Genomic DNA, 25,292 nt, shown 5'->3' on the forward strand with positions numbered 1-25,292 from the left:
GTCCTCGGCTGACAGAGATGGATTCGCGCAATTAACGCTCTGTTAGGGTTAACAGATTATTGCTGGAGTGAAAGTTGCGCCGATGTTGTTTGGAGTTCTGGTGCGCGAATGCATGCTGGGGACACCACCGATGGCCAAACACAACACGATCTCATCCCGAAATGTCACCCGTCTCATACAAGGCGTCGCGATCGCGATCGTCGCCCTGTCTGTCGCCGGTTGCGCCAACCAGCCGAAGAAGGAACTGACGACCGGTTCCATCTCGCGCACGTCGAAGCCCGTCCAATCAATGACCGCATCGGAGCTGTCGCAGGCGGCCGAAAGCATTGGGCAGGCCTATGAGAAGAACCCCAGGGATCGCGAGGCGGGGCTGAATTACGCCAACCTCCTGCGTATGACCGGACGTAACGAACAGGCACTCGCCGTCATGCAGCAGGTCGCGATCAACCATCCGCAGGACCGCGAAGTTCTCGGCGCCTACGGCAAGGCGCAGGCAGCCGCAGGCCAGCTGGAACAGGCATTGAACACGATCAGCCGCGCCCAGACACCGGACCGGCCGGACTGGAAGCTGAAATCGGCAGAAGGCGCAATCCTCGACCAGCTCGGCCGCTCGCAGGAAGCGCGCCTGCGCTACCGCGAAGCGCTGGAACTCAAGCCCAACGAGCCGTCCGTGCTTTCCAACCTCGGCATGTCCTATCTTCTGACCAAGGACCTGCGCACCGCCGAAACCTATCTGAAATCGGCAACGGGCCAACCGGGCGCCGACAGCAGCGTACGGCAGAACCTGGCGCTCGCGGTGGGCCTGCAGGGTCGCTTCCAAGAGGCCGAAACGATCGCCCGCCAGGAATTGTCAGGCGAGCAGGCCGAGGCAAATGTGACGTATCTGCGCTCGATGCTGTCACAGCAGGGCGCATGGAAGCAGCTTGCCAAGGCGGACGACGCGAACACCAACTAAACGGCGTTACGGTCGCGGCGCACGCCGACGACATAACGGTGGTGCGCGCGATCACGCCGACGTCAGATATCCTTGTTTGCAGATACCCGAGATGCCCCGTGAGCGCGCACTCGGGGCATTTTAGCAATGTGAGCCTGCTGCATGATCTGTCGCTGAAATCGATTCCGACTTCGTTAAGAATGCATGCCGGGTCGGGATCAGAAGCGATCGGCGACCTGGATGCCGGCCGGACCCAGGATGACGGCGACGAGAACCGGCAGGAAGAACAGGATCATCGGCACGGTGAGCTTCGGCGGCAAAGCGGCCGCCTTCTTTTCCGCCGCATTCATGCGCTGGTCGCGGCTTTCCTGTGCCAACACGCGCAGCGCCTGGGCGATCGGCGTTCCGTAGCGATCCGCCTGGATCAGCGCCTGTACCACCGACTTGACGTCATCGAGGCCGGTGCGGTGTCCAAGATTTTCAAGCGCGATACGACGTTCGGGCAGGAACGAAAGCTCGGCCGTCGTCAGCACCAACTCTTCCGCCAGGGCCGGCGACTGGGAGGCGATTTCGTCGGCGACGCGCCGCATACCGAGCTCCATCGACACGCCGGATTCTACGCAGATCAAGAGGAGATCGAGCGCATCCGGCCAGGCGCGACGGATGGAATGCTGTCGCTTGGCGATGGCGTTGGCGACAAAGATGTTCGGCGCATAGAAGCCGACATAGGCAAAGCCAATGGCGAATGCGAACCGCATCATGAAAGGCTTCTCGGCGAAATTGCCGAGCACGAAAATATAGACGATCGCTATGACCAGAAACAGGAACGGAAGGCAGAACCGCGCGAAAAGGAACGTGTTGAGCGCATTCTGCGAGCGATAGCCGGCAGTCTTGAGGCGGTTGACGGTATTGTCGTCGACAAGGGCCTTGCGCAGGTTCAATCGCTCGACGACCTGGCGAACGGACGTGTTGTTCTGTCCGCGCAAACTGGCCTTGCCGCTTGAAACCTCCGTGGCGAGGCGGGCGCGTTCCCGCGCGCGTATCTGCTCACGCTCGGTGGCCACCGATTTCATCCGCTTGCCGAGATCTCCGCGCTCGAAGAATGGCACCACCAGCGAATAGAAGGTCGCCAGCACTGCAAACGAGACCAGAACAGCAAGGATGATGTTGGGATCCGTGAACGTCTTGACCAATCCTTCGCCCATAATTGTTTCCTCAGATGTCGAAGTTGATCATATTGCGCATCATCAGGATGCCGATGCTCATCCAGACGAGACCAGCACCGATAATCAGATGCCCGCGCTGATCGGTAAACAGGATCATCATGTAGTCCGGCGACGTCAGATAGACGAGGGTCGACACGATGAACGGCAAGGCACCGATGATCCAGGCCGAAGCCTTGGCTTCCATCGACAGGGCATTGACCTTGGCCTTCATCTTCTTGCGCTCTCGCAGGACCTTCGACAGGTTGCCAAGCGCTTCGGACAAGTTACCGCCGGCCTGAGCCTGAATGCCGATCACGATCGCAAAGAAATTGACCTCCGACAGCGGCATGTGATTGACCATGCGGGCGCAGGCTTCTGTGACACTCAGCCCGACCTGCTGCGATTCCACCACCCTGCGGAATTCGCTCTTGACCGGTTCCTGTCCGTCATTGGCGATGAGGCGGAGCGCGTCGTTCAAAGGCAGGCCGGATTTGATCGACCGAACCATGATGTCGAGAGCGTTCGGGAACTCTTCAAGAAACTTCTTGCAACGGCGCTTGATCAGGAAGTTGACCAGCCAACGCGGCAGGCCTGCGGCGACAATGACGCCGATGCCCGCGGCTATGGCCAGACCGGCACCCAGGATCAACGCAACAAAGGCTGCAAAAAGGCCGAACAATGCGCTGAAAACATAGAACTTGGCCAACGAGATAGACAGATTTGCCTGCGCCAGCCGCGCCTTCATCGAGGGCGCGGCTTTCGCCGATTTTTCCTGCTGCTTCTTCTCGAGCTCCTTAAGCGAATCCTGGACAGACTTGCGCCGCTTCGACATCTCGTTGACGCGATCGCGGGCGGCCTTGACCTTGACTCGATCTGTTTCGGCCGCGCTCACTCTGCGCACGCGACCTTCCGTCTTCTTCTCGCTTTCGATGCGCGAATACATCACGCCATAGGCCAGCGCCGACGCCGATATCGCGACCAGTGCAGCTAGGGCGAGGACGGGAAGGCCTATGCCGAACATCGCGGATCCTAGCCCTTGTCCATGGCGTCGAGTGTCGCCGCCAGGCGCTTGTCTTCGTTGAAGTAGCGGGCGCGATCCCAAAAATGCGGACGCCCGATGCCGGTCGAGACGTGGCGGCCAATAATGCGGCCGTTGGCATCTTCGCCTTCGATTTCGTAACGCATCAGATCCTGCGTGATGATGACGTCGCCTTCCATGCCGACCACTTCCGTGATGTGGGTGATACGGCGCGAGCCATCGCGCAGGCGTGCCGCCTGAATGATGACGTCGATGGACCCGGATATGATCTCGCGGACAGTCTTTGCCGGCAGCGTGAAGCCGCCCATCGCGATCATCGATTCCATGCGGGCGAGGCATTCGCGCGGCGTGTTGGCGTGGATCGTTCCCATCGAGCCGTCATGGCCGGTGTTCATCGCCTGCAGAAGGTCGAACACCTCCGGTCCGCGCACTTCGCCGACGATGATGCGTTCAGGTCGCATGCGCAGGCAGTTCTTGATGAGATCGCGCATGGTGATCTCACCCTCGCCCTCGATATTCGGCGGTCGGGTTTCGAGACGAACCACGTGCGGCTGCTGCAATTGCAATTCGGCCGTGTCTTCGCAGGTGATGACCCGTTCGTCGAGATCGATGAAGCCGGTCAAGCAGTTCAGGAGCGTCGTCTTGCCCGAGCCGGTACCGCCTGAAATGACGATGTTGCAGCGGACGCGGCCGATGATCTGAAGAAGGACAGCACCTTCCGGCGTGATCGCCCCGAATTTCACCAGCTGATCGAGCTTCAGCTTGTCCTTCTTGAATTTGCGGATCGTCAGCGCGGTGCCGTCGATGGCGAGCGGCGGCGCAATGACGTTGACACGCGAGCCATCGGGCAGACGCGCGTCGCAGATCGGGCTCGATTCGTCGACGCGCCGCCCCACCTGCCCGACGATCCGCTGGCAGATCGAGAGTAGCTGGGCGTTGTCGCGGAAGCGCACTTCAGACTCGATGGTCTTGCCGCCGACTTCGATGAAGGTCTGGCCGGCACCGTTGACCATGATATCGGCAATGTCGTCGCGCGCGAGCAGCGGTTCCAACGGTCCATAGCCAAGGACGTCGTTGCAGATATCGTCGAGCAGCTCTTCCTGCTCGGAGATCGACATCGCGAAATTCTTGATCGTGATAATGTCGTTGACAATATCGCGAATTTCTTCGCGCGCGCTTTCCGTATCGAGCTTGGCCAGCTGCGACAGGTCGATCGTGTCGATCAGAGCCGAGAAGACCTGCGATTTGGTATCGTAGTAGTCCTCGGTGCGCGCGGGCCGCTTTCTTTGTGTCGGAGCTGGAGATTGCGGACGGGAAGCGGATGATTGCGAGTCAGCAAGCACCGGTACCGCGGCGCGCTCGATCACCGCCGCTTGCGTGACCGTGACGATCGGCGGCATCGCGGCACCTGTGGTGCCGCCCCTGCTAGAGCCTTCGTTTCCGCGTTTGCCGAACATGTTCCTGATCCGTCCGTTCTCTGCGCCGTCTATTTTCTACCGAGCGCCGCAAGCATCTTGCCGAGACCGCCGCGCCGCGCCTTCTTCATCGATGCGCGACCGGTGAGCAGGTGCGCGAGCTGGGAGAAGGTTTCGGTCGCTGCCGACTTCTTGTCGATCTCCGCGATCATCCGGCCGCTGTTCGATGCGTTGCCAAAAAGAACGGCATCGAATGGAATGATGGCTGCCGCTTCGATTTCCAGCGATTCGCAGAATTCGTTGACCGCGATCTCCGGACGCTTCGGCATGCCCACCTGGTTCAAGACGAGGTGGGGTTGCTTGTCGTTCGGGCGCAGCTTCTTCAAGGCATCGAGCAGGTTCTTCGTGTTGCGAAGGCTCGCGAGATCCGGCACCGCCGTAATGACGATTTCATCGGATTCGCCCAGTACCGAGCGCGTCCAATCCGTCCACATATGCGGGATGTCGAGCACCGAAACCGGCGCGCTGCGTTGCAGGATCTCAAGGATCGGATGAAAGGCGCCACCCTCGAAGTCATAGGCACGATCCAGCATGGATGGCGCCGCAAGCAACGAAAGATGGTCGGAGCATTTGGTCAGAAGCCGATCGAGAAAGACCTCGTCGAGCCGCTCGGGCGCGAAAACCGCCTCCGATATGCCCTGCGGGGGATCTTGATCGAAATCGATGTTGGCCGTGCCGTAGGGCAGGTCGAGATCGGCGAGAATGGTCTCCGTCGAAAAGAGATTAGAAATCCCCCAGGCGCAATTGTGCGCGATGGCAGACGAACCGCTGCCGCCCTTGGCGCCGATAAACGCCAGGCTACGTCCCAATGGCTCGGCGTCGGGATCGACGAAAATCGACGCGACCGCGGACAGAACGTCCGGCATTGCCACGGGCGCGACCATGTATTCCGAGATGCCGTTGCGGATGAGCTCGCGATAAAGTCCGATATCGTTGTATTTGCCGACGAGGATCACCTTGGTACTCGGATCGCAGACCGCAGCCAGCGGCGCAAGCTCGCTCAGCAGGAACCGGGGATCGGCGGATGTTTCCAGAATGATCAGGTTCGGCGTCGACACGCTCGCAAACATGTTGGCCGCGGCATCGATGCCGCCGTTGTTGATGCGCAAGCTGACCTTCGCCATGCGGCGATCCTGGCCGCAACGCTCCATCAGTCGCTGCACCGCCTCGGTTTCGCAAAATGCGTGGATCGAGATGCGCGGCAGCGGGCGGACCTGCTCAAGGTCACCCGGCTGCACCGTATCGAAGGCGAGGTCGCCGGCCGCGGCGCCCGTTTCGATCCTGTACTCAATGCTGCTCATCTGATGATCCCAACGATATCAATTGAAGATGATGACGGGCCCGTCACTCTTTTCGGTTCCGCGCCAGTCCTTGATGACCTGGCCGCGCTGCTCCGCATCGATCGGCGACATCTGGCGCGGGCCGAGCAGATCGGTCGGATTGGAAATCTGGGCCGCCAGGTTGGATTGCGATGCGCAACCGAAATTATAGTAGTTGCGGTTTTGGATCGTATTGAGCGCAACGTCCTCGGGCCACTCACCACAGGGGGCCGTCTGGGCGGTGATCGCCACATACCTTATGCGAACAGGCGCAGCGTCACCCGACGGGCCGGCCTCGTAGCCCGCCTCGATCAGCCGCTTGGCGGGGACACCGGCGGCAACCAGAACACTGCGGATCTCCTTGCGCATCGCCTGTGCTGCCTGGCTGTTTGCCGAGCCGCGCGGCAGCATGATCTGGACAACACCGGTCGACGAATTGCGATAGTCGGCCGCAAAGCCGCTGATGACGTCGCGCGTGCCCTGCGTCAGCCGGCGATCGCCGGAAGCGATTGGGATATCGATCGCACGCTCACCTTCGGCAAGCACGATCGGGTGGCGGGTGCGGTAGTCATCCGGGATGGAGCCCGTCGCAAGATTGTCCTTGCTGCCGCAACCGGCAAGCAGCCCCGCGGCAACGACGAGGATTGCAACATGCCGCAAATGACGGGCGGGAATTCCGGATCTGTTGAGGGGCATGGCACTCGGCCTTTCAGAATTCTCGTGGAAGCTGCTTCGCGTTTGCATGACCCAGCCTATTTGTAGATGAAGCCAACGTTGCCGTGGTAGCGACCGGCTGGAGCGGATGCCTCCGGCCGCCCGTAGATCCGGTTCACCCGACCAAGGAAGAAGCTTTCCCAATCATTGGCCGCATTGAAATTGTCGTCGGGCCTGGAGATCGCGCTTCTGGCCACAGGCCGCACGAGATAGGGCGTTGCGATGATGACGAGTTCGGTCTCGTTACGGACGAAATCCTTGCTGCGGAACAACGTTCCGAGGATCGGGATCTTCGACGCGCCCGGCACGCCGGACATGGCCTGGCGGATATTGTCCTGCACAAGGCCGGCGATGACGATAGAGCCACCCGAGGGGAGTTCGACGCTGGTCGATGCCTCGCGCTTGCGAATGCCGAGGAACGTGTTGCCGGGGACGGAATTGGAGCCGTTGCCGGTGACGGCACTGCCTTCGTAAGTCGGCTCCGACACATTGGTCTGGACCTGCAGGCTGATCCTTCCAGGGCCGAGAACGACCGGCTTGAAGTTCAGGCGAATGCCATATTCGACGTCGTTGACCTCGCGCTTGACGGTGGTCAGATTGGTGGCGGGGTCCCTTTCGACCTCTTGCATGCCCGACAGCCGAAACTCGCCACCAACGTAGAATTTCGCCTCTTGACCCGAAATCGCGGTCAAGCTCGGCTCGGCGAGCGTGCGCATCACGCCTGCCTGTTCCATCGCATTGATGTAGCTTGCTATCGTCGTTCCACCAATCGAGCCCTTGATAAGCGCGTTTGCACCGAGGCCTATGGCGTCTCCAAGGTTGGCGGGGTTGCGGAATCCGATACTGCTGTCGCCATCGGAGACACTGCCGTTGAAGCCGAGTTGCTTGAGGACTTGGCGGCTGACTTCGGCAACCGTGACTTTCAGCGTGACCTGATCATCGCCTTCGATGGTCAACAGGTTGACGATCTGCGACACTTGGCGGTCTTCGGCAAAGATATCGGCATCACCATTGTTGCCCTGCGCCGTGATGTTGCGTGTCGTCGCTTCACCGCCCTGGAGGAAGGCCTTGGCGAGATCGACGGCCCGCGTCGAATCGAGCGGCGTGCGCACGGTGCCTGTCAGGACGATGTTGTCGGAGATGATTTCGACGTTGATTTCGGCATCGGGAATGAAGCGGCGCAGATTGGATTGCAGGTTGGCGATGTCACGCTCGACCTCCACGTCTAGGCTGACGATTTCCTCACCGTTCGGTCCGAAGACGAAGATATTGGTCTGCCCGACGGATTTGCCGAAGAGATAGATACGTCTTGAGGTGCGCGTAACGGCATCGGCGAGCGATGGGTCGGCGACGAGAATATCGTGGGCGTCGGAAGGCAGATCGACGACTACAGCCTTGTTCAGCCCCAAGCTGACCTTCTTCTTTACCCCCGGCCCGCTTTCGACGATCCTGACGACCGAGGATGCAGCCGCATAGGCGGACGGCAGCGTCGGCAGCGTAATGCCCGAAAATGCCAGGCAAAATGACAGACCCGCCGCAACAGACGCCCGAAATTTATTTCCGATCCGCTTCACCTTGTGCTCCACTCGATCGCTCATTGTTGCTGGCCCTGGCTTGAACCGTCGCCCTTGACGATGGAGCCCGACTTGATGACCTGAATGCTGGGCTGGCCATCACCGCTCAAAAGATAATCCGCGGCGTTCGTATCGGGCTCCTGCGCATCCGCGACGCTGCGAAGGGCGAGCGAGATGCGCTCAGCCATCTGTTGGGCGACGGTCATGACCTTTGATTGGTCAGGGGTCAGCTCCAGGGTCGCTGTGGTGCCGACCACGGATTTGGAGCCATCATCCTTCTCCTCGACCTGCTGGTCGATCGCCAGAACGCGGACGTTGCTGAGCACCGTTTCCGTCAGGAAAACATCGTTGTCTGATTTGCGGACCATGATGACGTCGACACGGTCGTTCGGCAGGATGAAACCGCCGGCGCCTGTCGCCACGGTAATTTCCGTCGCAACCGCGCGCTTGCCGGCAGGCAAGAGCGACGACATGATTCGACTGGAGGAGTCGGCAACCTTCTCGCTGCGCACCGGCTCACCATTAAAAATCGGCAACCGAACGACCGCACCGGTCAGGTCTTCGATGGCCGAAGGCCGGTTTTCTTCGGTAATGAGGCCATCGACGACGCCGTCCTTGGGCCAGGCCATCCAGTGGACGGCGTCTCCACCCAGCCGCGATCCGACGGGCAAGCTCTTGCTGGCAACGAGGACATTGACGGTCGGAGCGCGTTCAATGACGGGCTCAGCCGTGAGTTGGGCAGGGCCGCGGGTCAGCTTCATCGCCAACAACCCGGCCATCGCCGCCGACGCGACGGCCACCGTCAGTATGATGATGCGAACCGGTTTCATGATCGTTTCTGTGCCCCGCAGATATGCCGGGATCAGATTGATCAGGAATTGGTGTAATTATAGTTAACGCTGCATCTACAGGTATGGTTAACATATCGCTACCATTCAACTTTCCGTGCCGATCACCTTCAAACGCCAATTTGCGCGAGAGCAGCCCGGTACAAAGGCGACGCCGGAAAGGCCAAGAAGGCGCCGGCAGCGATCGCAATCGCGTAGGGTATTTTCTTAGCAGTGAGCAGAAGGCCTAGCATCGGAATGCCGGCCGCAAGCAAGACGCCCGGACGGGACCGCAACATCACGACGAGCACCGTTAAGACACCGCCCATAAGCGAGACATACAGCAGAAACGCCAGCAGAGAGCCGTTCAACCCGAACCACAGAGCGCAGGCGGTCAAAAGTTTTGCGTCACCGCCACCCATGACACCCGCAGAAAAAAGACAAAAGCACAGCAGGAAAACCAGCAGACCGGCAGCTACGTCGAAGCCGATGTCAACGAAACCGGACCCGGCGGCGACGTTGGCCAGGACCGCACCGATAGCGAGCAGCAACGACAGACGATTCGGTATCGTCATCGTCATCAGGTCTGAAGCAGCGGCCCAGATCAGACACAGCGGAAAGATTGCAAGGAAGGCCAACAAGAGCATTTATCGAGATCCACTCCGCGAGCGAGACTTGGAACATATCTGCCAAGGTAACAAAAAGCCGCCAACAAGGGCGGCTTTCTCTTTTCCATCCGTAACGCCTACGGCTTGCCTTACGGCGTCTGCGAACCGGTAACCTGGTTGGCGAGGAAGCTGAACTGGCCGTTGAGAACGTTGCCCAGCTGGCTAGCGCCAGCGATCAGCGCAACGGAGATGAGGGCGGCAATGAGGCCGTATTCGATTGCAGTTGCGCCAGACTCGTCCTTCATCAGACGGGCAAAAATCTTCTTCATGATGATTCTCCTACTTCGCGATTGTTGTTCAGCACGTCCGCCAACTGTTGCCGTTGATCGGATGAGCTCAACCTATGCCCGTCGGATTGCTACCGACTTAAGGAAGGCGGTTACCAAAAGATGAACGTCTCATCGCTGATTTTTGGGTAAACGAACGGCAAATATTTCCGGGCATTGGGCCAGACACCGGCGGCTTAACGCTTCATTCACCAAGACACGCGAGGATGCGGCATGTCACCTAAAGGACGCCCCATGTCTGTGCCCTTCACGACCGCCCACATCAGTTTGCTTGTTCTCGCGCTCGTCGGGCTTTTTGCAGTGTTCCCACCCCTTGCCGCCAGCGCCCAGGAAGACATCATGCGCGTCTACATGGATCACGCGCGCGTCCTCAAGCTTGATCGCCCCGTCAGCAAAGTGATCATCGGCAACGCTGATGTTGCCGATGCAACGGTAGCCGATGCAAAGACCATCGTCGTCACGGGCCGCAATTTCGGCACGACGAACCTTGTGATCCTGGACCAGGATGGCAATGCGATCGTCGACGAGCGCATTATCGTCTCTATCGACGAGGGCAACACCGTGCGCGTCTATAAGCAGACGTCGCGCACCGTTCTGTCGTGCACACCAAACTGCGAACGTCATGCCGAACGCAAAACGACCGGCACCGGCACCGGCAACTAAAATCGAGCAAAAACGCCGGCGATCATTAAAATGCCAATGATCATCGAGAACGAAATATCAAGAGTTACCCCTTATTTCTCACCCATCAAACGTAACATGATGGGACGACGAGATGTTGGCCGAACAGGAAGTTCAAGGGTCGAGGCAATCTTCGAGATCAAATCGCGGTCCGCTACGGCGTCTGTTTGCGAATAAAAATGGTGCGGCATCAATCGAGTTCGCGATTCTGGTGATCCCGTTCCTCGTGGTCACTTTTGCTTGCTTCGAGACATTCTTTGCCTTTACGGGCGAGCGGCTCCTGGCCAGCGCCACGGAGGTGATGGCGCGCAAGGTACGCACCGGCGAGATCACCTTCGCCAGAGGCAAGCCCACCGACATGACGGAAAAACAGTTCCGTCAGGCGTTCTGCGCTGAGATCTCTGTGATGCTGAAGTGCTCGGCGACAGAAGTGAACATTCCGAGCAGGTTGCTTATCGATGTCAAAAGCACGACCGACTTGGCTCAGCTTCCAGTCGATATACCTCGAATGGCCAAATCCAACGACATCAATACCGGCAGCTTCTCCTTCGCGCCGGGGGGGCCAGGCACATACAATGTGCTGCGCGCCTATTACCGCTGGAGCGTGATTACGGACCTCGTCCGTCCTTTTGTGACCAATCTGCGCCCTGCCGGCACGAGCATGCCACGAGACTATCTCATGGTGGCGACCGCGACTTTCCGCAACGAAAACGAATGAGGGCGTCCGTGATCTCTCTTGCGAAGAAAACAACCTCCATGTTGGCGCGGACTCGCAACTCGATTGCGTTGCTCGCAAAAGACCGCAGCGGTTTCGGCGCGATTGAATTCGCCATGGTGATCCCAATGCTGGTGGTCGCCTATATCGGGGCGTTCGAAGTTACCCTCGGCTTCACGGTGAAAAGCAAGGTCGAACGGGCCGCAAGCTCAGTTGCGGATATGATCGCGCAACAATCAGAGGTTAACAAAACTTACCTCGGCAACATGTCGAATGTCGCCAAGAGCATCCTCGCACCCTACCAGAATTCCGGATTCACTCTGAAAATGACCGGAATCAAAGTCGACGCCGCCAACAACGGCACTGTCGTTTGGTCGCGTGATCAGAATGGCGCGATACCCTACGCCGCGAACTCTCCGACAACCGTTCCCGCGCAGTTTGCTTCCACCGAAGCTTTCGTCGTTCGCACGGAACTCGTCGTTCCACATGAGCTTCTGCTCTTTGCAGAAGGCTTGAATTCCAGCACACTCAAGACGATAAACCTGTCCAAGACGGCCTATTTCCGCTCACGCCAGGCCGAAATCATAAAGTGCCCCGACTGCTGATCGCAACATAACCGAAGCCAATTGCAATGCGACTTCGCCGGCGCTATTCCTTCGAGATTGCGCTGGCGGCATCTGCGTCCGCGCTCGTTGCAGCACCGGACCGCGCGCTCTGCTCGCGCTCCGGCTTACCGGATCTTTCATGGCGCGCGCGTTTCTCTTTGTCCTCGATTCCTTCGGCATAGGCGGTGCGCCGGATGCCGAAACCTATGGTGACCTGGGCGCAGACACGCTTGGCCACATCGCCGAATTCTGCGCGACCGGAGCGGCGGATCGTGCTGGCTTGCGCGAAGGGCCGCTCAATCTTCCCAATATGTCGGCACTCGGGCTCGTGCACGCAGCCAAGTTGGCAACGGGGCGGCTACCGACGGGCATGCCGGTGCCGGGCCGGGTCTACGGCGCCTATGGCGCAGCCAGCGAAGTCTCGCGCGGCAAGGATACACCATCAGGCCATTGGGAGATTGCGGGTACGCCTGTCATGTTCGACTGGGGCTACTTCTCGGCCGAAGGCGACGCATTTCCGGCGGAACTGGTCGAGGCGATCTGCCGCGAGGGCAATATCCCCGGCATTCTCGGCAATTGCCACGCCTCCGGCACAGATATCATCGCCCGCCTCGGCGAGGAGCATATGCGGACCGGCAAGCCGATCTGCTACACCTCCTCGGACAGCGTGTTCCAGATTGCCGCCCACGAGCACACTTTCGGCTTGGAACGCCTGCTGGAGTTCTGCCAGGTCGTTCGCCGCCTGCTTGACGACTACAATATCGGCCGCGTCATCGCCCGCCCCTTCATCGGCCACAGCGCGCAGACCTTCACCCGCACCGGCAACCGGCGCGACTACTCGGTTCTGCCGCCGGAGCCGACGGTTCTCGACCGCCTCGCGCACGCCGGCCGCACGGTGCACGCGATCGGCAAGATCGGCGATATCTTCGCCCACCAGGGCGTGACGAAGCTGACCAAGGCCGACGGCAACATGGCGTTGTTCGATGCGAGCCTGGCTGCGATCGACGAGGCGGAGGATGGCGACCTCGTCTTCACCAACTTCGTCGATTTCGACATGCTCTTCGGCCATCGCCGCGATATCGCCGGTTATGCCGCAGCACTCGAAGCCTTCGACGCGCGGCTTCCCGATCTCGACCGGAAGCTGAAACCCGGCGATATCGTCATCCTGACGGCCGATCACGGCTGCGATCCGACCTGGCGCGGAACGGACCATACACGCGAGCGCGTGCCGGTGCTCATGTTCGGGCCGGCCGTGCGCAGCCGTTCTCTCGGGATTGCCAACACCTTTGCACATATCGGCGAAACGGTCGCCAGACATCTCGGGATTGCACCGGGCCTACACGGGAGAAGCCTCATTTGACCGCACATCTGAAGAAGGCGGAACTGCACTGCCATATCGAGGGCGCGACGCCGCCGGAATTGGCGCTACGCCAAGCGGAGAAGTACGGGCTCGACACCAGCGAGATCATCGCCGACCGCGCCTATGTCTGGGCGGACTTTACCAGCTTCGTGAAATGCTACGACAGCGTGGCCTCGCTGTTTCGCACGCAGGAAGACTATGCGCTTCTTGCAGAGGCCTATCTGACGGAACTGGCCGAGGTTGGGACAATCTACAGCGAGATCATCGTCTCGCCGGATCACGGCAACACGATCGGCCTTGGTGCCGACGCCTATCTAGAGGGCCTTGCCGCAGGCATGGAGGCCGCCAAGGCGAAGACCGGGATCGAATCGCGCATGCTGATTACAGGCATTCGGCATCTCGGGCCGGAATCGGTCGTCAGGACGGCTGAGTTCGCCGCCAAAAGAGAGCACGCTCTGGTCACCGGTTTCAATCTGGCGGGCGAAGAGCGCATGCACAGCGTCGCCGATTTTGCCCGGGCCTTCGATATCGCCCGCGATGCCGGCCTTGGCCTGACCATTCACGCGGGCGAACTTTCGGGCGCCTTCAGCGTGCGCGACGCGCTCGACCATGTCAGGCCGTCGCGCATCAGCCACGGCGTGCGGGCGATCGAGGACGCGGACCTCGTCAAGCGGCTCGCTGATGAAGGTGTCGTTCTGGAGGTCTGCCCCGGATCCAACATCTCTTTGCAGGTCTTCCCGGGTTTTGACGCGCATCCCCTGCGAGCCTTGCACGAAGCCGGGGTTCGGGTGACGCTCAATTCCGACGACCCGCCCTTCTTCCACACCTCGCTTGCCCAGGAATACGACATCGCCTCGACGGTTATGGGGTTCGATGACGACGACATCAACGAGATGACGCGGACGGCGATCCAGGCGGCTTTCGTCGACGAGACGACGCGGCAGAGATTGTTGGCGCTTATCTGACCCAAGCCTGCGCTGGTCCAAGAAGGATGGCGCGGCTGGGGATGAACACAACGAGCCGCCCAACGCCCTTGCGGCCGCGGAGCATTCCATGGAAAAAGGGCGGACACAGAAACTTCCGGGAAGGTGGCCATGGACGGCGTAACAGTGATCGATCATCCGCTTGTGCAACACAAGCTGACCATCATGCGCAAGAAGGAAACCTCGACCGCGGGTTTTCGGCGACTGCTTCGGGAAATCTCGACGCTGCTCTGCTACGAGGTAACGCGCGATCTGGAACTGACGATGGAGCGCATCGAGACGCCGATGCAGGAGATCGACGCGCCGGTGCTGGAAGGCAAGAAGCTCGTCTTCGCGTCGATCCTGCGCGCTGGCAACGGGCTGCTGGAAGGCATGCTTGAACTGGTGCCTTCGGCCCGCGTCTCGCATATCGGCGTCTATCGCGACCACGATACATTGGAAGCGGTGGAGTATTTCTTCAAGGCACCGGAAAGCCTGTCCGAGCGGCTGATCATCGTCGTCGATCCGATGCTTGCGACCGGCAACTCCTCGATCGCGGCGATCGACAAGCTGAAGGAACGCGGCGCGAAGAACCTGCGCTTCCTCTGCCTGCTCGCAGCCCCCGAAGGCATCCGCAACTTCCAGGCCGCGCACCCGGATGTGCCGATCTTCACGGCATCGATCGACAGCCACCTGAACGAGCTTGGCTACATCATGCCCGGGCTCGGCGATGCCGGCGACCGCATGTACGGAACGAAGTGATTTTCCGTTTCTTAACCAGAGCGCAAAGTTGACGAAAAACCGCCGGTAACCCGGCGGTTTTTTTGTGCCGTATTAGCCTTCCTCTGCTCTATTGGACGCTCGATCGGCACGTATATCTGCGGCCGGTATGCGCGGAAGGTCAGGCCATGTTCGGACGTTTGCTGACATTTGCCGGCGGCATCGCCGTTGCGGCGCTGGTCATCCCCGACCTTGCGAGCTCATACCTTTCAAAGCCGGATACGCGCGGCTCGGGCAAAACCGCTGAAATCGGCGCCATTCCGGCAACGACGGCCAAGTATGCTTCCGGGAAAGCAGTCGTGCTTGAAGCCGATCATTCCGGCCATTTCTTCGGCGATTTCCGCATCAACGGCCGCACCGAACGCGGCCTGGTCGATACGGGCGCCAGCACCATCGCTATCAATGTTTCGACCGCGCGCAGGCTCGGCCTTTCAACGGGGACACTCGCATTCAACGTTCGCGTTGGAACGGCCAATGGCGAGGTCGCCGCGGCGAGGGCAAAACTGGCGAAAGTCGAGATCGGCGGCATATCGCTGCGCGACGTCGACGCCTTCGTGCTGCCCGACAAGTCGCTTTCAGGCATGCTCGTCGGCATGAGCTTTCTCAGCCGGCTATCATCCTACCGGGTCGAAGACGGCGCTCTACACCTGGTCAGGTGATCCTCGAAAGGATCGGCGAGCACGGTTCCGGTTGAGTGTCGACGACCTCATAGGCGGACAAGATATCCTGGCGCGCGCGTTCAGCCGCATTCGCGTCCGCCGCATGGACGAACGCGATCGGCTCCCCCTCGGCGATCCGCGTTCCCAACGGTTTCAGATCGGCAAAGCCGACGCGATGGTCGATCTGATCGTTCGGATGCGTCCGCCCGCCCCCAAGAGCGATCACGGCCATGCCGAGATCGCGGGTCCGGCAGGACAGCAAGTAGCCGTCGTTTTCGGCCTTGACCGGCAGAATGACCGGTGCGGCCGCGAGGTATTGTCCCGGCCGATCGACGAAATCCGCGGGGCCGCCGAGAGCATGCACCATCCTGGCGAAACGCTCGATTGCCGCACCGTTTTCAAGCGTCGCGCGGGCTAGTGCCTCACCGGCTGTCGGATCGACTGCCGCACCGGCTGCAACAAGCATTTCGGCGGCAAAGGCCATGACGACGGTTTCCAGACGGGTGCCACGCTTGTCGCCCTTGAGAAAGGCGAGGCAGTTCCAGATCTCGAGCGCATTGCCGGCCGCATCGGCAAGAGGTTCATTCATGTCCGTGAGCAATGCCGACGTGCGCACGCCGGCGCCATTGGCGACATCGACCAGCGACCGGGCCAGCACCTCGGCTTCGCCGGCATCGCTCATGAACGAGCCGTTGCCGACCTTGACGTCGAGCACCAGCGACTGCAGGCCGGCGGCAAGCTTCTTGGACAGGATCGATGCGGTGATCAGCGGAACGGAATCGACGGTCGCGGTGACGTCACGGATGGCGTAGAGCCGTTTGTCGGCGGGCGCCAGATTGGCGGTCTGGCCGATAATGGCGCAGCCGACCTCGTCGACCGTCTTTCGGAACAGCCCAGCTGACGGCTGGATATCATAGCCGGGTATGGATTCGAGCTTGTCGAGCGTACCGCCGGTGTGACCCAATCCCCGTCCCGAGATCATCGGCACGGCCAGGCCGCATGCGGCGACGATCGGGGCGAGCATCAGCGAGACATTGTCGCCGACACCACCGGTCGAGTGCTTGTCGACGATGGGGCGACTGACGCTGCTCCAGTCGAGCGTTTCACCGGAATCGCGCATGGCCAGCGTCAGCGCTACCGTCTCGTCGCGGCTCATGCCCGAGAACCAGATCGCCATGGCGAAGGCTGCGACCTGTCCCTCCGAAATGGAGCCGTCGGACAGACCGCGGACGAAGCGTGCAATGTCCGATGCTTCGAGGCGATCACCGTTTCTCTTGCGGCGGATGAATTCTTGCGGGAGCATGGTCACTAAACCGCCGCGTCGTTGGAAATCATCTCTTTGAGAATGGCCGCCAGGCGCTTGCCGCCGACGGGCGCCATGTCCTTGGTCTCGTGGTGGCTCAACTCACCGCCGGTCATGCCCGCGCCGAAATTGGTGATCACCGAGGCTGCCGCGACCTTGAGGCCCATGAAGCGCGCCAGGATGACTTCCGGCACAGTCGACATGCCGACCGCGTCGGCTCCGAGCACGCGCGCCATGCGGATTTCTGCCGGCGTTTCAAAACTCGGCCCGGAGAACCACATATAGACGCCGGCCTGCAGGGGAATTCCCAGTCGCTCGGCTGCGCCCTGCATGCGCTCGGCAAGCTCTGCATCGTAGGCACTGGTCATGCCGACGAAACGATCGTCGCTTTCAACGCCGATCAGCGGGTTGAAGCCGGAAAAATTGATGTGATCCGAGATCCGCATGACCGATCCGGGCGGCAGATCGTCCCTGAGCGAGCCCGCTGAGTTGGTGAGCACCAGGTTTTCGACGCCGAGGTTCTTCAGGGTTTGCAGCGGCACGCGCATAGCGTTGGCGTCACCACTCTCGTAGTAGTGCACCCGGCCGGACAGCATCACGACCGGAACGTCGCCAAGCAAACCTGCGACGAGCTCGCCGGCATGGCCGGAAACGCTGCTGACGGGGAAACCGGGAATGTCCGCGTAGGAAATGCGGGTCGCGCCGCCGACCGCTTCGACAAGTGTGCCAAGTCCTGACCCGAGGACAATACCATAGCGTGGAGACAGGCCCCCGAGCCTGCCCCGCAGAAATTCCGCAGCACTGGTCATCCCAGAATCTCGGTTTCGAAGCTATGTGGCAGCAGATCCGACAGGGCCAGCGTCTTCTTCACGCCCGTCTCGTCGCAGAGATAGATCCGGGTACTGGCGCCGGAGAATTCCGCAAGCCGCTGCCGGCAGCCGCCGCAAGGCGGGCAGAGTGCCAGCTTCTCGGCAATGACGGCCACTTCCATGATCTTGCGCTGGCCGGCCATGACCATGTGGCTAATGGCCGTGGTCTCGGCGCACCACCCCTCCGGAAACGACAGGTTTTCGATGTTGGCGCCGGTATAGATCTGGCCGTCTTCCGCGCGGATGGCAGCACCAACGGGAAACTTGGAGTAGGGCGCGTGCGCCTTGGCCATCGCCTCGCGCGCGGCTTCGAAGAGCTCGTTTTCCATGGTCTTACCGCTCCTTCACATAGGGGACGCCGCCGGCCTTCGGCGGGATGGCCTTGCCGATGAAGCCGGCAAGCAAGATGACGGTGAGAATATAGGGCAATGCCTGCATCAACTGCACCGGAACCTGGCCGATCAGCGGCAGGGGATTGCCTTGCAGACGGATCGCAAATGCATCGAGGAAGCCGAAGAGCAGGCAGGCCAGCATGATGTTGAACGGCCGCCATTTGGCGAAGATCAGCGCGGCAAGGGCAATGTAACCTTTGCCGGCGGTCATGCCCTTGACGAAGCCGGCGGTCATCGCCAGCGACAGGTAGGCGCCGGCAAAGCCACACAGGATGCCGCAGCAGATGACGGCGCGATAGCGCATCCAGATCACCGAAATGCCGGCCGTATCGACGGCGCCCGGGTTTTCGCCAACCGCGCGCAGCCGCAGACCAAAGCGGGTGCGATAGAGGATCCACCAGCTGAGCGGCACCATGGCGAAGGCCAGGTAGGTCAGGATGAAATGGCCCGAGAGCAGATCGGCGTAGATCGGCCCGATGAAAGGGACTTCGCGAATCGTGTCCGCAAAGGGAAAATTGATCGTCTGGAACCGGGCGCCTTCGGCCAGCGCGGGCGTGCGCCCGCCCTGGCGGAACCACGCCTCGCCCAAGATGACGGTGGAACCGGCGACGATGAAGTTGATGGCAACGCCGGAAACGATCTGGTTGCCGCGCTGGGTGATCGACGCATAGCCGTGAACCAGCGACAGGGCGACCGAGATCAGGATGGCGGCAAGCAATCCCAGCCAGACCGACTGGGTGATGGCCGCGACCGCGCCGGCGGCAAAGGCAGCGCCCAGCATTTTGCCTTCAAGGCCGATATCGAAGATACCGGCACGCTCGGTGAAGAGCCCGGCAAGGGCCGCGAAAATCAGCGGAACGGAGACGCGGATGGTGGACTCGAGGAGCACCACGATGACGTGGAAAAAATCCATGGCTTCAAGCTCCCTTGGTCTGGGCAACGACCGCGGCGCGCCGGCTGGAGGTGGAAAACAACCGGGTAATCGCCGGCCGGAACATGTTTTCAAGGGCGCCAGCAAACAGAATGACGAGGCCCTGGATGATGACGATCATGTCGCGCGAGATCGACGGCATTTCGAACGAGATCTCCGCTCCGCCCTGATAGAGCACACCGAAGAGAACAGCCGCAGGGATGATGCCGGCGGGATGCGAGCGGCCCATAAGGGCAACGGCGATGCCGACGAAGCCTGCACCCTGGACGAAATCGAGCTGCATGCGGCCCTGCTCGCCCATGATCGGGTTGAGCGCCATCATGCCGGCAAGCGCGCCTGAGATCATCATGGTGATGACGGTGATGCGGCTCTCGCTCATGCCGGCGTAGCGGGCGGCCGACGGGCTGTGGCCCATGGTGCGCATCTCGTAGCCGAGCTTGGTGCGCCAGATCAAAAGCCAGACGCCGAAGGCGGCGACAAGCGCCAGCAGGAACGACACGTTGAACGGCGCCGTGCCGATATCGAGCCCGAAGATCCCTAGCAGCCAATCGAGCTTGGGCAGTTGGCCGCCTTCCGCAAAGGTGCGGGTCTGCGGTGACATCGAGCCGAGCGGCTTCAGCACCCGGGTCAGGAGATAGACCATCAGGCTCGAAGCGATGAAGTTGAACATGATGGTGGTGATGACGATGTGGCTACCGCGCTTGGCCTGCAGCCAGCCGGGCAGGAACGCCCAGGCGGCGCCGAACAGGGCGGAACCGATGATCGCCAGCGGGAAAACCACGAACCACGGCATCGTCTGGTCGAGCCACAGGCACGCGAGCGCGACGCCGATACCGCCGACATAAGCCTGGCCTTCGCCGCCGATGTTAAAAAGCCCGGCATGGAAGGCGACTGCGACCGCAAGGCCGGTGAAGATGAAGGTGGTGGCGTAATAGAGCGTGAAGCCGATGTACTCGCCGCGGCCGAAGGCACCATTGATCAGGTGGTAGGCGGCTTCGAGCGGGTTTTCGCCGACGAGCAGAACCACGAGACCGGCAACGAGAAACGCAACGGCGAGATTGACCAGCGGGACGAGGCCGTATTCGACCCAACCCGGAAGCTTTGCATAGGGATTGCTCATTCTGCGGCCTCCTTGCGGCCTTCGACGCCGGCCATTAGCAGGCCCAGCTCGCCCTCGGTCGCATCGGGATCACGCTCGCCGACCACACGGCCGGCAAACATGACCAGGATACGGTCCGACAGGGCGCGGATTTCATCGAGTTCGACGGAAACAAGCAGGACAGCCTTGCCCTGGTCGCGCATCTCGATGATCCGTTTGTGGATGAATTCGATGGCGCCGACATCGACGCCGCGGGTGGGTTGGCCGATGATCAGCACGTCCGGTCCCCGCTCCATCTCGCGGGCGAGAACGATCTTCTGCTGATTGCCGCCGGAGAAATTGGCGGTCTTCAGCCGGGCGTTCGGCGGACGGATATCGTATTCGGCGATGCGCTGCTCCGCATCCTTGCGAATGGCGTCGACGTTCAGGAAGACGCCGTTGAGGTAGCGCTTGTCGTGGTGGTAGCCGAGGATGGCGTTTTCGCATTCCTCGAATTTCAAGACCAGGCCGACGTGATGCCGGTCTTCCGGCACGTGGGCGAGACCGCGATCACGCAGCTCTCTGGGGTCGACATGGCCGGTGACGTCAATCGCCTTTCCGTTGAGGTGCACCTCACCGGAAACCGCACGGCGGATGCCGGAGATCGCCTCCAGCAATTCAGACTGGCCATTGCCGGCAACGCCGGCAATGCCGACGATCTCGCCGGCGCGCAAGTTGAACGAAACATTGTCGACCATGGTGACGCCGCGGCTATCCTTGACGGTCAGACCGTTGACGGAAAGCTTGACATCACCTGGCTTGGCCTCACCCTTTTCGACGCGCAGCAGCACGCGGCGGCCGACCATCAGTTCGGCAAGTTCCTCGACCGAGGTTTCCGCCGTCGTGCGCGTCGCCACCATCTCGCCGCGCCGCATCACCGAAACCTCGTCGGTAATCGCCATGATTTCGCGCAGCTTATGGGTGATGAGAATGATGGTCTTTCCCTGGCTCTTCAGCTGTTCGAGAACGCGGAAGAGATGATCGGCCTCCGCCGGCGTCAAAACGCCGGTGGGCTCATCGAGGATCAGGATGTCGGCGCGGCGATAGAGCGCCTTGAGGATCTCGACGCGCTGCTGCAGACCGACCGGCAATTCCTCGATCACCGCGTCCGGATTGACCTCCAGCGCGTATTCGCGCTCCAGCCGCTTCAACTCGTCGCGCGCCTTGGCGATGCCCTTGTTGAGGATCTGGCTTTCCTCAGCACCGAGCATGATGTTTTCGAGAACGGTGAAGTTCTCGACCAGCATGAAGTGCTGGTGCACCATGCCGATGCCGGCGGCGATCGCCGCATTCGGATCCCGGATCGTAACCTGCCTGCCATCCACATGGATCTCGCCGCTGTCGGCCTGGTAGAAGCCGTAGAGGATCGACATCAGGGTCGATTTTCCCGCACCGTTTTCACCGATGACGCCGTGGATCGTACCCTTGCGGACTTTCAGATTGATATTCTTGTTGGCGTGAACCGGACCGAAGCTCTTGTCGATCCCACGCAGTTCGATGGCAATACTGTCCATATTGGCCTTGCGATCCCCAAACTGGCCCGCTTCGGTCTTCTTCCCAGAAACCGTGCCGGCGATTTTTTTACCATTTGGTATAAGTTTATCATCGATTTGCCGGCGCGGAAGCCCTCAAACGAGATCTCCTTATACTCTCACCGGATCGCTGATGAGAGTCCAGCGTGAATATACACAGGCAGATAGACCGTAACGGCAACAAAAAACCGGCGGCATTCGATGCCGCCGGTTCTGATTTATGCTTCTGATTCAGGCCGCTTTGACAGGCCGCAGCAGGCGCAGCGCGTTCATGGTGACAAGAACCGTGGCGCCAGTATCCGCCAGAATGGCCGGCCATAGTCCGGTCACGCCGATGATGGTCGTGACGAGGAAGACGGCCTTCAGACCGAGCGCAATAGTGATATTCTGGAAAATGTTTCGCATTGTAGAGCGGGAAAGCCGGACCATCGCCGCGACGTCTCCAACCCTGCCATGCAGCACCGCCGCGTCCGCCGTCTCCAGTGCCACATCGGTTCCGCCGCCCATGGCGATGCCGACATCGGCGGCAGCGAGCGCCGGCGCATCATTGATGCCGTCACCGATCTTGGCGACGGTGAAGCCGGACCTCTTCAATTCCCCGACGATGCGCTGCTTATCCTCGGGCAGCAACTCAGCGCGCACTTCCATGCCGAATTGCCGGCCGATCGCCTCCGCCGTGCGTCGGTTGTCGCCGGTCAGCATGACCACATGGATGCCGGCATCGGCCAGCGCCTTGACGCCGGCGGCGGCATCCGGGCGCGGTTCGTCGCGCATGGCGATCGCGCCGACGATCTCGTTGTCGGCAACCAGCACCGAAACCGTCTTGCCCTCGTCGTTCAGCGCCGCGATGCGGGCGGTCTGTTCGGGCGACATCGGCACGCGGTCGTTGGCGGCCTTGGGAGAACCGAGGAACACGGCGACGGTGCCGACAATACCTTCCAGGCCCTTGCCGCCGATGGCTTTTACGGCCGCGATGCCCAGGACGGGCGACTCCAATTCGCCGGCGCGCTGCAGGATCGCCCGCGCCAGCGGATGGCTCGATCCCTGCTCGAGCGCTGCGGCCAAGCCCAGCACCTCGTTCTCGTCGCGTCCGAAACCGACGATATCGGTCACCCGGGGCTTGCCTTCCGTCAGCGTGCCGGTCTTGTCGAAGGCGGCAGCGGTGATCTTGCCAACATTTTCCAGAACGGCGCCGCCCTTCAAGAGCAGGCCACGCCGTGCTCCCGCCGAAAGGCTGGCGGCGATCGCTGCCGGCGTCGAAATCACCAATGCGCAGGGGCAGCCGATCAACAGGATCGCCAGCCCCTTGTAGATCCACTCGCTCCAGACGCCACCGCCGACAAGGGGTGGCAGGATCGCAACGAGGGCGGCAACGACAACGACGGCGGGCGTGTAATAGTGCGAAAAACGATCGATGAAGCGTTCGGTCGGCGCCTTGCTCTCCTGCGCCTCCTCGACCAGCCGCACGATGCGGGCGATGGTATTGTCGGAGGCGGCCGCGGTGACCCGCACGCGCAAGGCGCCGTCTCCATTTACCGTTCCGGCGACGAGTTGATCGTCGGCGGCCTTGTGCACCGGCGTACTTTCGCCGGTGACCGGCGCCTCGTCGACCGAACTTTCGCCGGAAAGGATGACGCCATCGGCCGGAACGCGGTCGCCCGGGCGCACGAGAATGACGGAGCCGACCGCCAGACTATCGGCCGGAACCTCGTCGATTCGGCCATTGCGCTCGAGATAGGCCGACTTCGGCACAAGCGCCGTCAGCGACTGGATGCTAGCCCGCGCCTTGCCGGCGGCAACGCCCTCGAGCAACTCTCCGACCAGGAAGAGCAGTACGACCATCGCCGCTTCCTCCGTCGCGCCGATGAAGACGGCGCCGACGGCGGCAATGGTCATCAGCATTTCGATCGAAAACGGCGTGCCCGCGGTTGCGGCCGCGAATGCCCGCCGCGCGATTGGCAGCAGGCCGACCAGCATGGCAAGCGTGAAGATCCAGGGTTCGGTCGCCGGAACGAGATGGCCGAGACCATAGGCGGCGGCAAGCGCCAGTGCGCAGGCGATCGTCAGCCGGCCCTTGCCCGAACGCCACCAGGGACCATTCGTCGGCCCGTGATCGTGGGCACGGGAGCTCGGCTGCTGCGATGACGCTGCGAGGACCTCGTTGTGGCTGTGCTGATGGTCATGGGCGTTGGTATGGGCGCGCTTCTCATGCTCGTGGCCGTGGCCATGCCCATGATCGTGATCGTGATCGTGATCGTGATCGTGATCGTGATCGTGAGGATGGTCGTGGTCATGCCCACCTGAGCAAGTGTGCACGGCGACAATGGCCGGCTTCTGGTGGGCGGCGATCGGATGCAGGCGGTAACCGAGCTTTCCGACCTTGCTGACAATGTTCTCCGCAAGCTCGCTATTGTCGGCATGCTTAACCGACATCGTGCCCGCTGCGACGGAAACCGACACATCCTCTACGCCGGGCATGCGCCTGACGGCGGTGTCGATCTTCGAAGCGCAGGATGCACAATCCATGCCCTCGACCCGATAGCGGTTTTCACGAATATTGGCTGCCATGACCTGCTCCTTGCATATCTCGACGCAAGGCTACGACCTCTAGCGACTAGAGCTGCAAGACCGAATTGCTTGATCTCGGGAAGTTTTTTTGTGGCGGCTTTTTTCTTTGCTTCTTCGACGTTGCCCGTCGCTCGGATGCGCGAGCCGCGCGGGATATGTCGGCGATACGCGCTCCGTGTTCGTGGCCGGCTATGGGTCCGTATGGGTCTGCCTGATGATGAAGCCTACTTGCGGGACCGGGCCCCCCGCGCAGGTCCACGCGATCACGACCTGGGTCAATGACAACGTCACGGATGTACCACTGCCCGCACGACGGCCCTCATAATCCCAATGAGCCGCCCGCTGGTGACGGCAACCGGCTCGTGTCCCTGGGGGACGCCGCGTGTCGCAGCGACCGCGATGCCGAGGCTTGTTCTGGCTCGCGACGGGTTGCCTGTTTCTGGCCGAACAACATCGCTTTTGAAGCAGTTGGACTTTGTGGCTGGTGCGCTTTTGTTTCGCATTTGCTTGCTCCGGAACGTCAAAAAGCCCGCCGGTTTTCACCTGGCGGGCTTTTGATTTGGTTGCGGGGGCAGGATTTGAACCTGCGGCCTTCAGGTTATGAGCCTGACGAGCTACCGGGCTGCTCCACCCCGCGCCAAGCGCAAATCCCTATGGGATTTGTCGCGGTAACGTAAATCCCTTCGGGATTTATGGTCTCTGCCGAGCAAATCCGTGAGGATTTGTCTCGCGTAAGGGACGCACTTCCAGCGTAA

24 protein-coding genes and 1 tRNA gene are annotated in these 25,292 nt (G+C 61.1%); 8 read left to right on the plus strand and 17 right to left on the minus strand.

Annotated elements, in window-relative coordinates; translation table 11 throughout:
* Positions 1-130 precede the first annotated feature (130 nt).
* Entirely contained in the window at positions 131-955 is an 825-nt protein-coding gene (locus BLJAPNOD_RS02695; protein ID WP_115421104.1) for a tetratricopeptide repeat protein, read from the plus strand.
* A 197-nt stretch (positions 956-1,152) separates the two neighbouring features.
* On the opposite strand, the gene BLJAPNOD_RS02700 is transcribed toward BLJAPNOD_RS02695, so the two are convergent.
* From BLJAPNOD_RS02700 to BLJAPNOD_RS02740, 9 genes are all read right to left on the minus strand, one after another.
* Positions 1,153-2,139 carry a type II secretion system F family protein gene (locus BLJAPNOD_RS02700; RefSeq protein WP_115418817.1) on the minus strand — a complete coding sequence of 329 codons (987 nt, stop codon included), beginning with the start codon at positions 2,137-2,139 and terminating at the stop codon, positions 1,153-1,155.
* Between the two features lie 10 nt (positions 2,140-2,149).
* Positions 2,150-3,160: a type II secretion system F family protein gene (locus BLJAPNOD_RS02705; protein WP_115418818.1), complete on the minus strand. Its 1,011-nt coding sequence runs from the start codon at positions 3,158-3,160 to the stop codon at positions 2,150-2,152.
* An 8-nt stretch (positions 3,161-3,168) separates the two neighbouring features.
* Positions 3,169-4,635: a CpaF family protein gene (locus BLJAPNOD_RS02710; protein ID WP_115418819.1), complete on the minus strand. Its 1,467-nt coding sequence runs from the start codon at positions 4,633-4,635 to the stop codon at positions 3,169-3,171.
* Positions 4,636-4,664: 29 nt separating this feature from the next.
* The gene (locus BLJAPNOD_RS02715; protein ID WP_115418820.1) at positions 4,665-5,954 is read right to left on the minus strand and encodes a CpaE family protein; all 1,290 of its coding nucleotides are present in this window, start codon (positions 5,952-5,954) and stop codon (positions 4,665-4,667) included.
* An 18-nt stretch (positions 5,955-5,972) separates the two neighbouring features.
* Positions 5,973-6,668, minus strand: coding sequence for a CpaD family pilus assembly protein (locus BLJAPNOD_RS02720; RefSeq protein WP_199565882.1), 696 nt, complete (start codon positions 6,666-6,668; stop codon positions 5,973-5,975).
* Positions 6,669-6,724: 56 nt separating this feature from the next.
* Positions 6,725-8,260, minus strand: a complete 1,536-nt coding sequence (locus BLJAPNOD_RS02725) for a type II and III secretion system protein family protein (protein ID WP_115421105.1) — start codon at positions 8,258-8,260, stop codon at positions 6,725-6,727.
* Positions 8,261-8,280: 20 nt separating this feature from the next.
* Positions 8,281-9,090 carry a Flp pilus assembly protein CpaB gene (gene cpaB, locus BLJAPNOD_RS02730; protein WP_115418822.1) on the minus strand — a complete coding sequence of 270 codons (810 nt, stop codon included), beginning with the start codon at positions 9,088-9,090 and terminating at the stop codon, positions 8,281-8,283.
* A 128-nt stretch (positions 9,091-9,218) separates the two neighbouring features.
* Positions 9,219-9,734, minus strand: coding sequence for a prepilin peptidase (locus BLJAPNOD_RS02735; protein ID WP_077499526.1), 516 nt, complete (start codon positions 9,732-9,734; stop codon positions 9,219-9,221).
* 110 nt (positions 9,735-9,844) lie between these two features.
* On the minus strand, positions 9,845-10,024 hold the full coding sequence (locus BLJAPNOD_RS02740; protein WP_077499528.1) for a Flp family type IVb pilin: 180 nt from the start codon (positions 10,022-10,024) through the stop codon (positions 9,845-9,847).
* 252 nt (positions 10,025-10,276) lie between these two features.
* On the opposite strand from BLJAPNOD_RS02740, the gene BLJAPNOD_RS02745 reads away from it, so the two are divergent.
* The 7 genes from BLJAPNOD_RS02745 (at position 10,277) to BLJAPNOD_RS02775 (ending at position 15,804) form a co-directional block, all read left to right on the plus strand.
* Positions 10,277-10,705 (plus strand): pilus assembly protein N-terminal domain-containing protein, encoded by a 429-nt coding sequence (locus tag BLJAPNOD_RS02745; RefSeq protein ID WP_343215793.1) that lies wholly within the window; start codon positions 10,277-10,279, stop codon positions 10,703-10,705.
* A gap of 112 nt (positions 10,706-10,817) precedes the next feature.
* Complete coding sequence (locus BLJAPNOD_RS02750) at positions 10,818-11,441, plus strand: TadE/TadG family type IV pilus assembly protein (protein WP_115418823.1); 624 nt, start codon at positions 10,818-10,820, stop codon at positions 11,439-11,441.
* 8 nt (positions 11,442-11,449) lie between these two features.
* Entirely contained in the window at positions 11,450-12,043 is a 594-nt protein-coding gene (locus tag BLJAPNOD_RS02755; protein WP_244610866.1) for a TadE/TadG family type IV pilus assembly protein, read from the plus strand.
* Between the two features lie 139 nt (positions 12,044-12,182).
* Positions 12,183-13,403, plus strand: coding sequence for a phosphopentomutase (locus tag BLJAPNOD_RS02760; protein WP_115418824.1), 1,221 nt, complete (start codon positions 12,183-12,185; stop codon positions 13,401-13,403).
* A complete protein-coding gene (locus tag BLJAPNOD_RS02765; protein WP_115418825.1) occupies positions 13,400-14,368 on the plus strand; it encodes an adenosine deaminase in 969 nt (322 codons plus the stop codon). The genes BLJAPNOD_RS02760 and BLJAPNOD_RS02765 overlap by 4 nt, the downstream gene beginning before the upstream one ends.
* A 129-nt stretch (positions 14,369-14,497) precedes the next feature.
* Positions 14,498-15,127 (plus strand): uracil phosphoribosyltransferase, encoded by a 630-nt coding sequence (gene upp / locus BLJAPNOD_RS02770; RefSeq protein ID WP_077499538.1) that lies wholly within the window; start codon positions 14,498-14,500, stop codon positions 15,125-15,127.
* A 146-nt stretch (positions 15,128-15,273) separates the two neighbouring features.
* Positions 15,274-15,804, plus strand: coding sequence for a TIGR02281 family clan AA aspartic protease (locus BLJAPNOD_RS02775; RefSeq protein ID WP_115418826.1), 531 nt, complete (start codon positions 15,274-15,276; stop codon positions 15,802-15,804).
* Here the strand turns inward: BLJAPNOD_RS02775 and deoA are convergent.
* From deoA to BLJAPNOD_RS02815, 8 genes are all read right to left on the minus strand, one after another.
* The gene (gene deoA, locus BLJAPNOD_RS02780; RefSeq protein ID WP_115418827.1) at positions 15,797-17,113 is read right to left on the minus strand and encodes a thymidine phosphorylase; all 1,317 of its coding nucleotides are present in this window, start codon (positions 17,111-17,113) and stop codon (positions 15,797-15,799) included. The two genes, BLJAPNOD_RS02775 and deoA, sit on opposite strands and share 8 nt — an antisense overlap.
* The gene (locus BLJAPNOD_RS02785) at positions 17,113-17,916 is read right to left on the minus strand and encodes a purine-nucleoside phosphorylase (RefSeq protein ID WP_115418828.1); all 804 of its coding nucleotides are present in this window, start codon (positions 17,914-17,916) and stop codon (positions 17,113-17,115) included. Before BLJAPNOD_RS02785 ends, deoA begins: the two co-directional genes overlap by 1 nt.
* Entirely contained in the window at positions 17,913-18,305 is a 393-nt protein-coding gene (locus BLJAPNOD_RS02790) for a cytidine deaminase (protein ID WP_077499546.1), read from the minus strand. Before BLJAPNOD_RS02790 ends, BLJAPNOD_RS02785 begins: the two co-directional genes overlap by 4 nt.
* Before the next feature lie 4 nt (positions 18,306-18,309).
* Positions 18,310-19,281 (minus strand): ABC transporter permease, encoded by a 972-nt coding sequence (locus BLJAPNOD_RS02795; RefSeq protein WP_077499548.1) that lies wholly within the window; start codon positions 19,279-19,281, stop codon positions 18,310-18,312.
* 4 nt (positions 19,282-19,285) lie between these two features.
* Positions 19,286-20,419 carry an ABC transporter permease gene (locus BLJAPNOD_RS02800; protein ID WP_077499550.1) on the minus strand — a complete coding sequence of 378 codons (1,134 nt, stop codon included), beginning with the start codon at positions 20,417-20,419 and terminating at the stop codon, positions 19,286-19,288.
* Positions 20,416-21,951, minus strand: coding sequence for an ABC transporter ATP-binding protein (locus BLJAPNOD_RS02805; protein WP_115418829.1), 1,536 nt, complete (start codon positions 21,949-21,951; stop codon positions 20,416-20,418). The genes BLJAPNOD_RS02800 and BLJAPNOD_RS02805 overlap by 4 nt, the downstream gene beginning before the upstream one ends.
* Positions 21,952-22,200: 249 nt before the next feature.
* Positions 22,201-24,537, minus strand: a complete 2,337-nt coding sequence (locus tag BLJAPNOD_RS02810; RefSeq protein WP_115418830.1) for a heavy metal translocating P-type ATPase — start codon at positions 24,535-24,537, stop codon at positions 22,201-22,203.
* A gap of 560 nt (positions 24,538-25,097) precedes the next feature.
* Positions 25,098-25,174, minus strand: a tRNA-Met gene (locus BLJAPNOD_RS02815).
* Positions 25,175-25,292 lie beyond the last annotated feature (118 nt).

It is taken from the genome of Ensifer sp. M14 (assembly GCF_003355565.1).
GTDB lineage: Bacteria > Pseudomonadota > Alphaproteobacteria > Rhizobiales > Rhizobiaceae > Ensifer.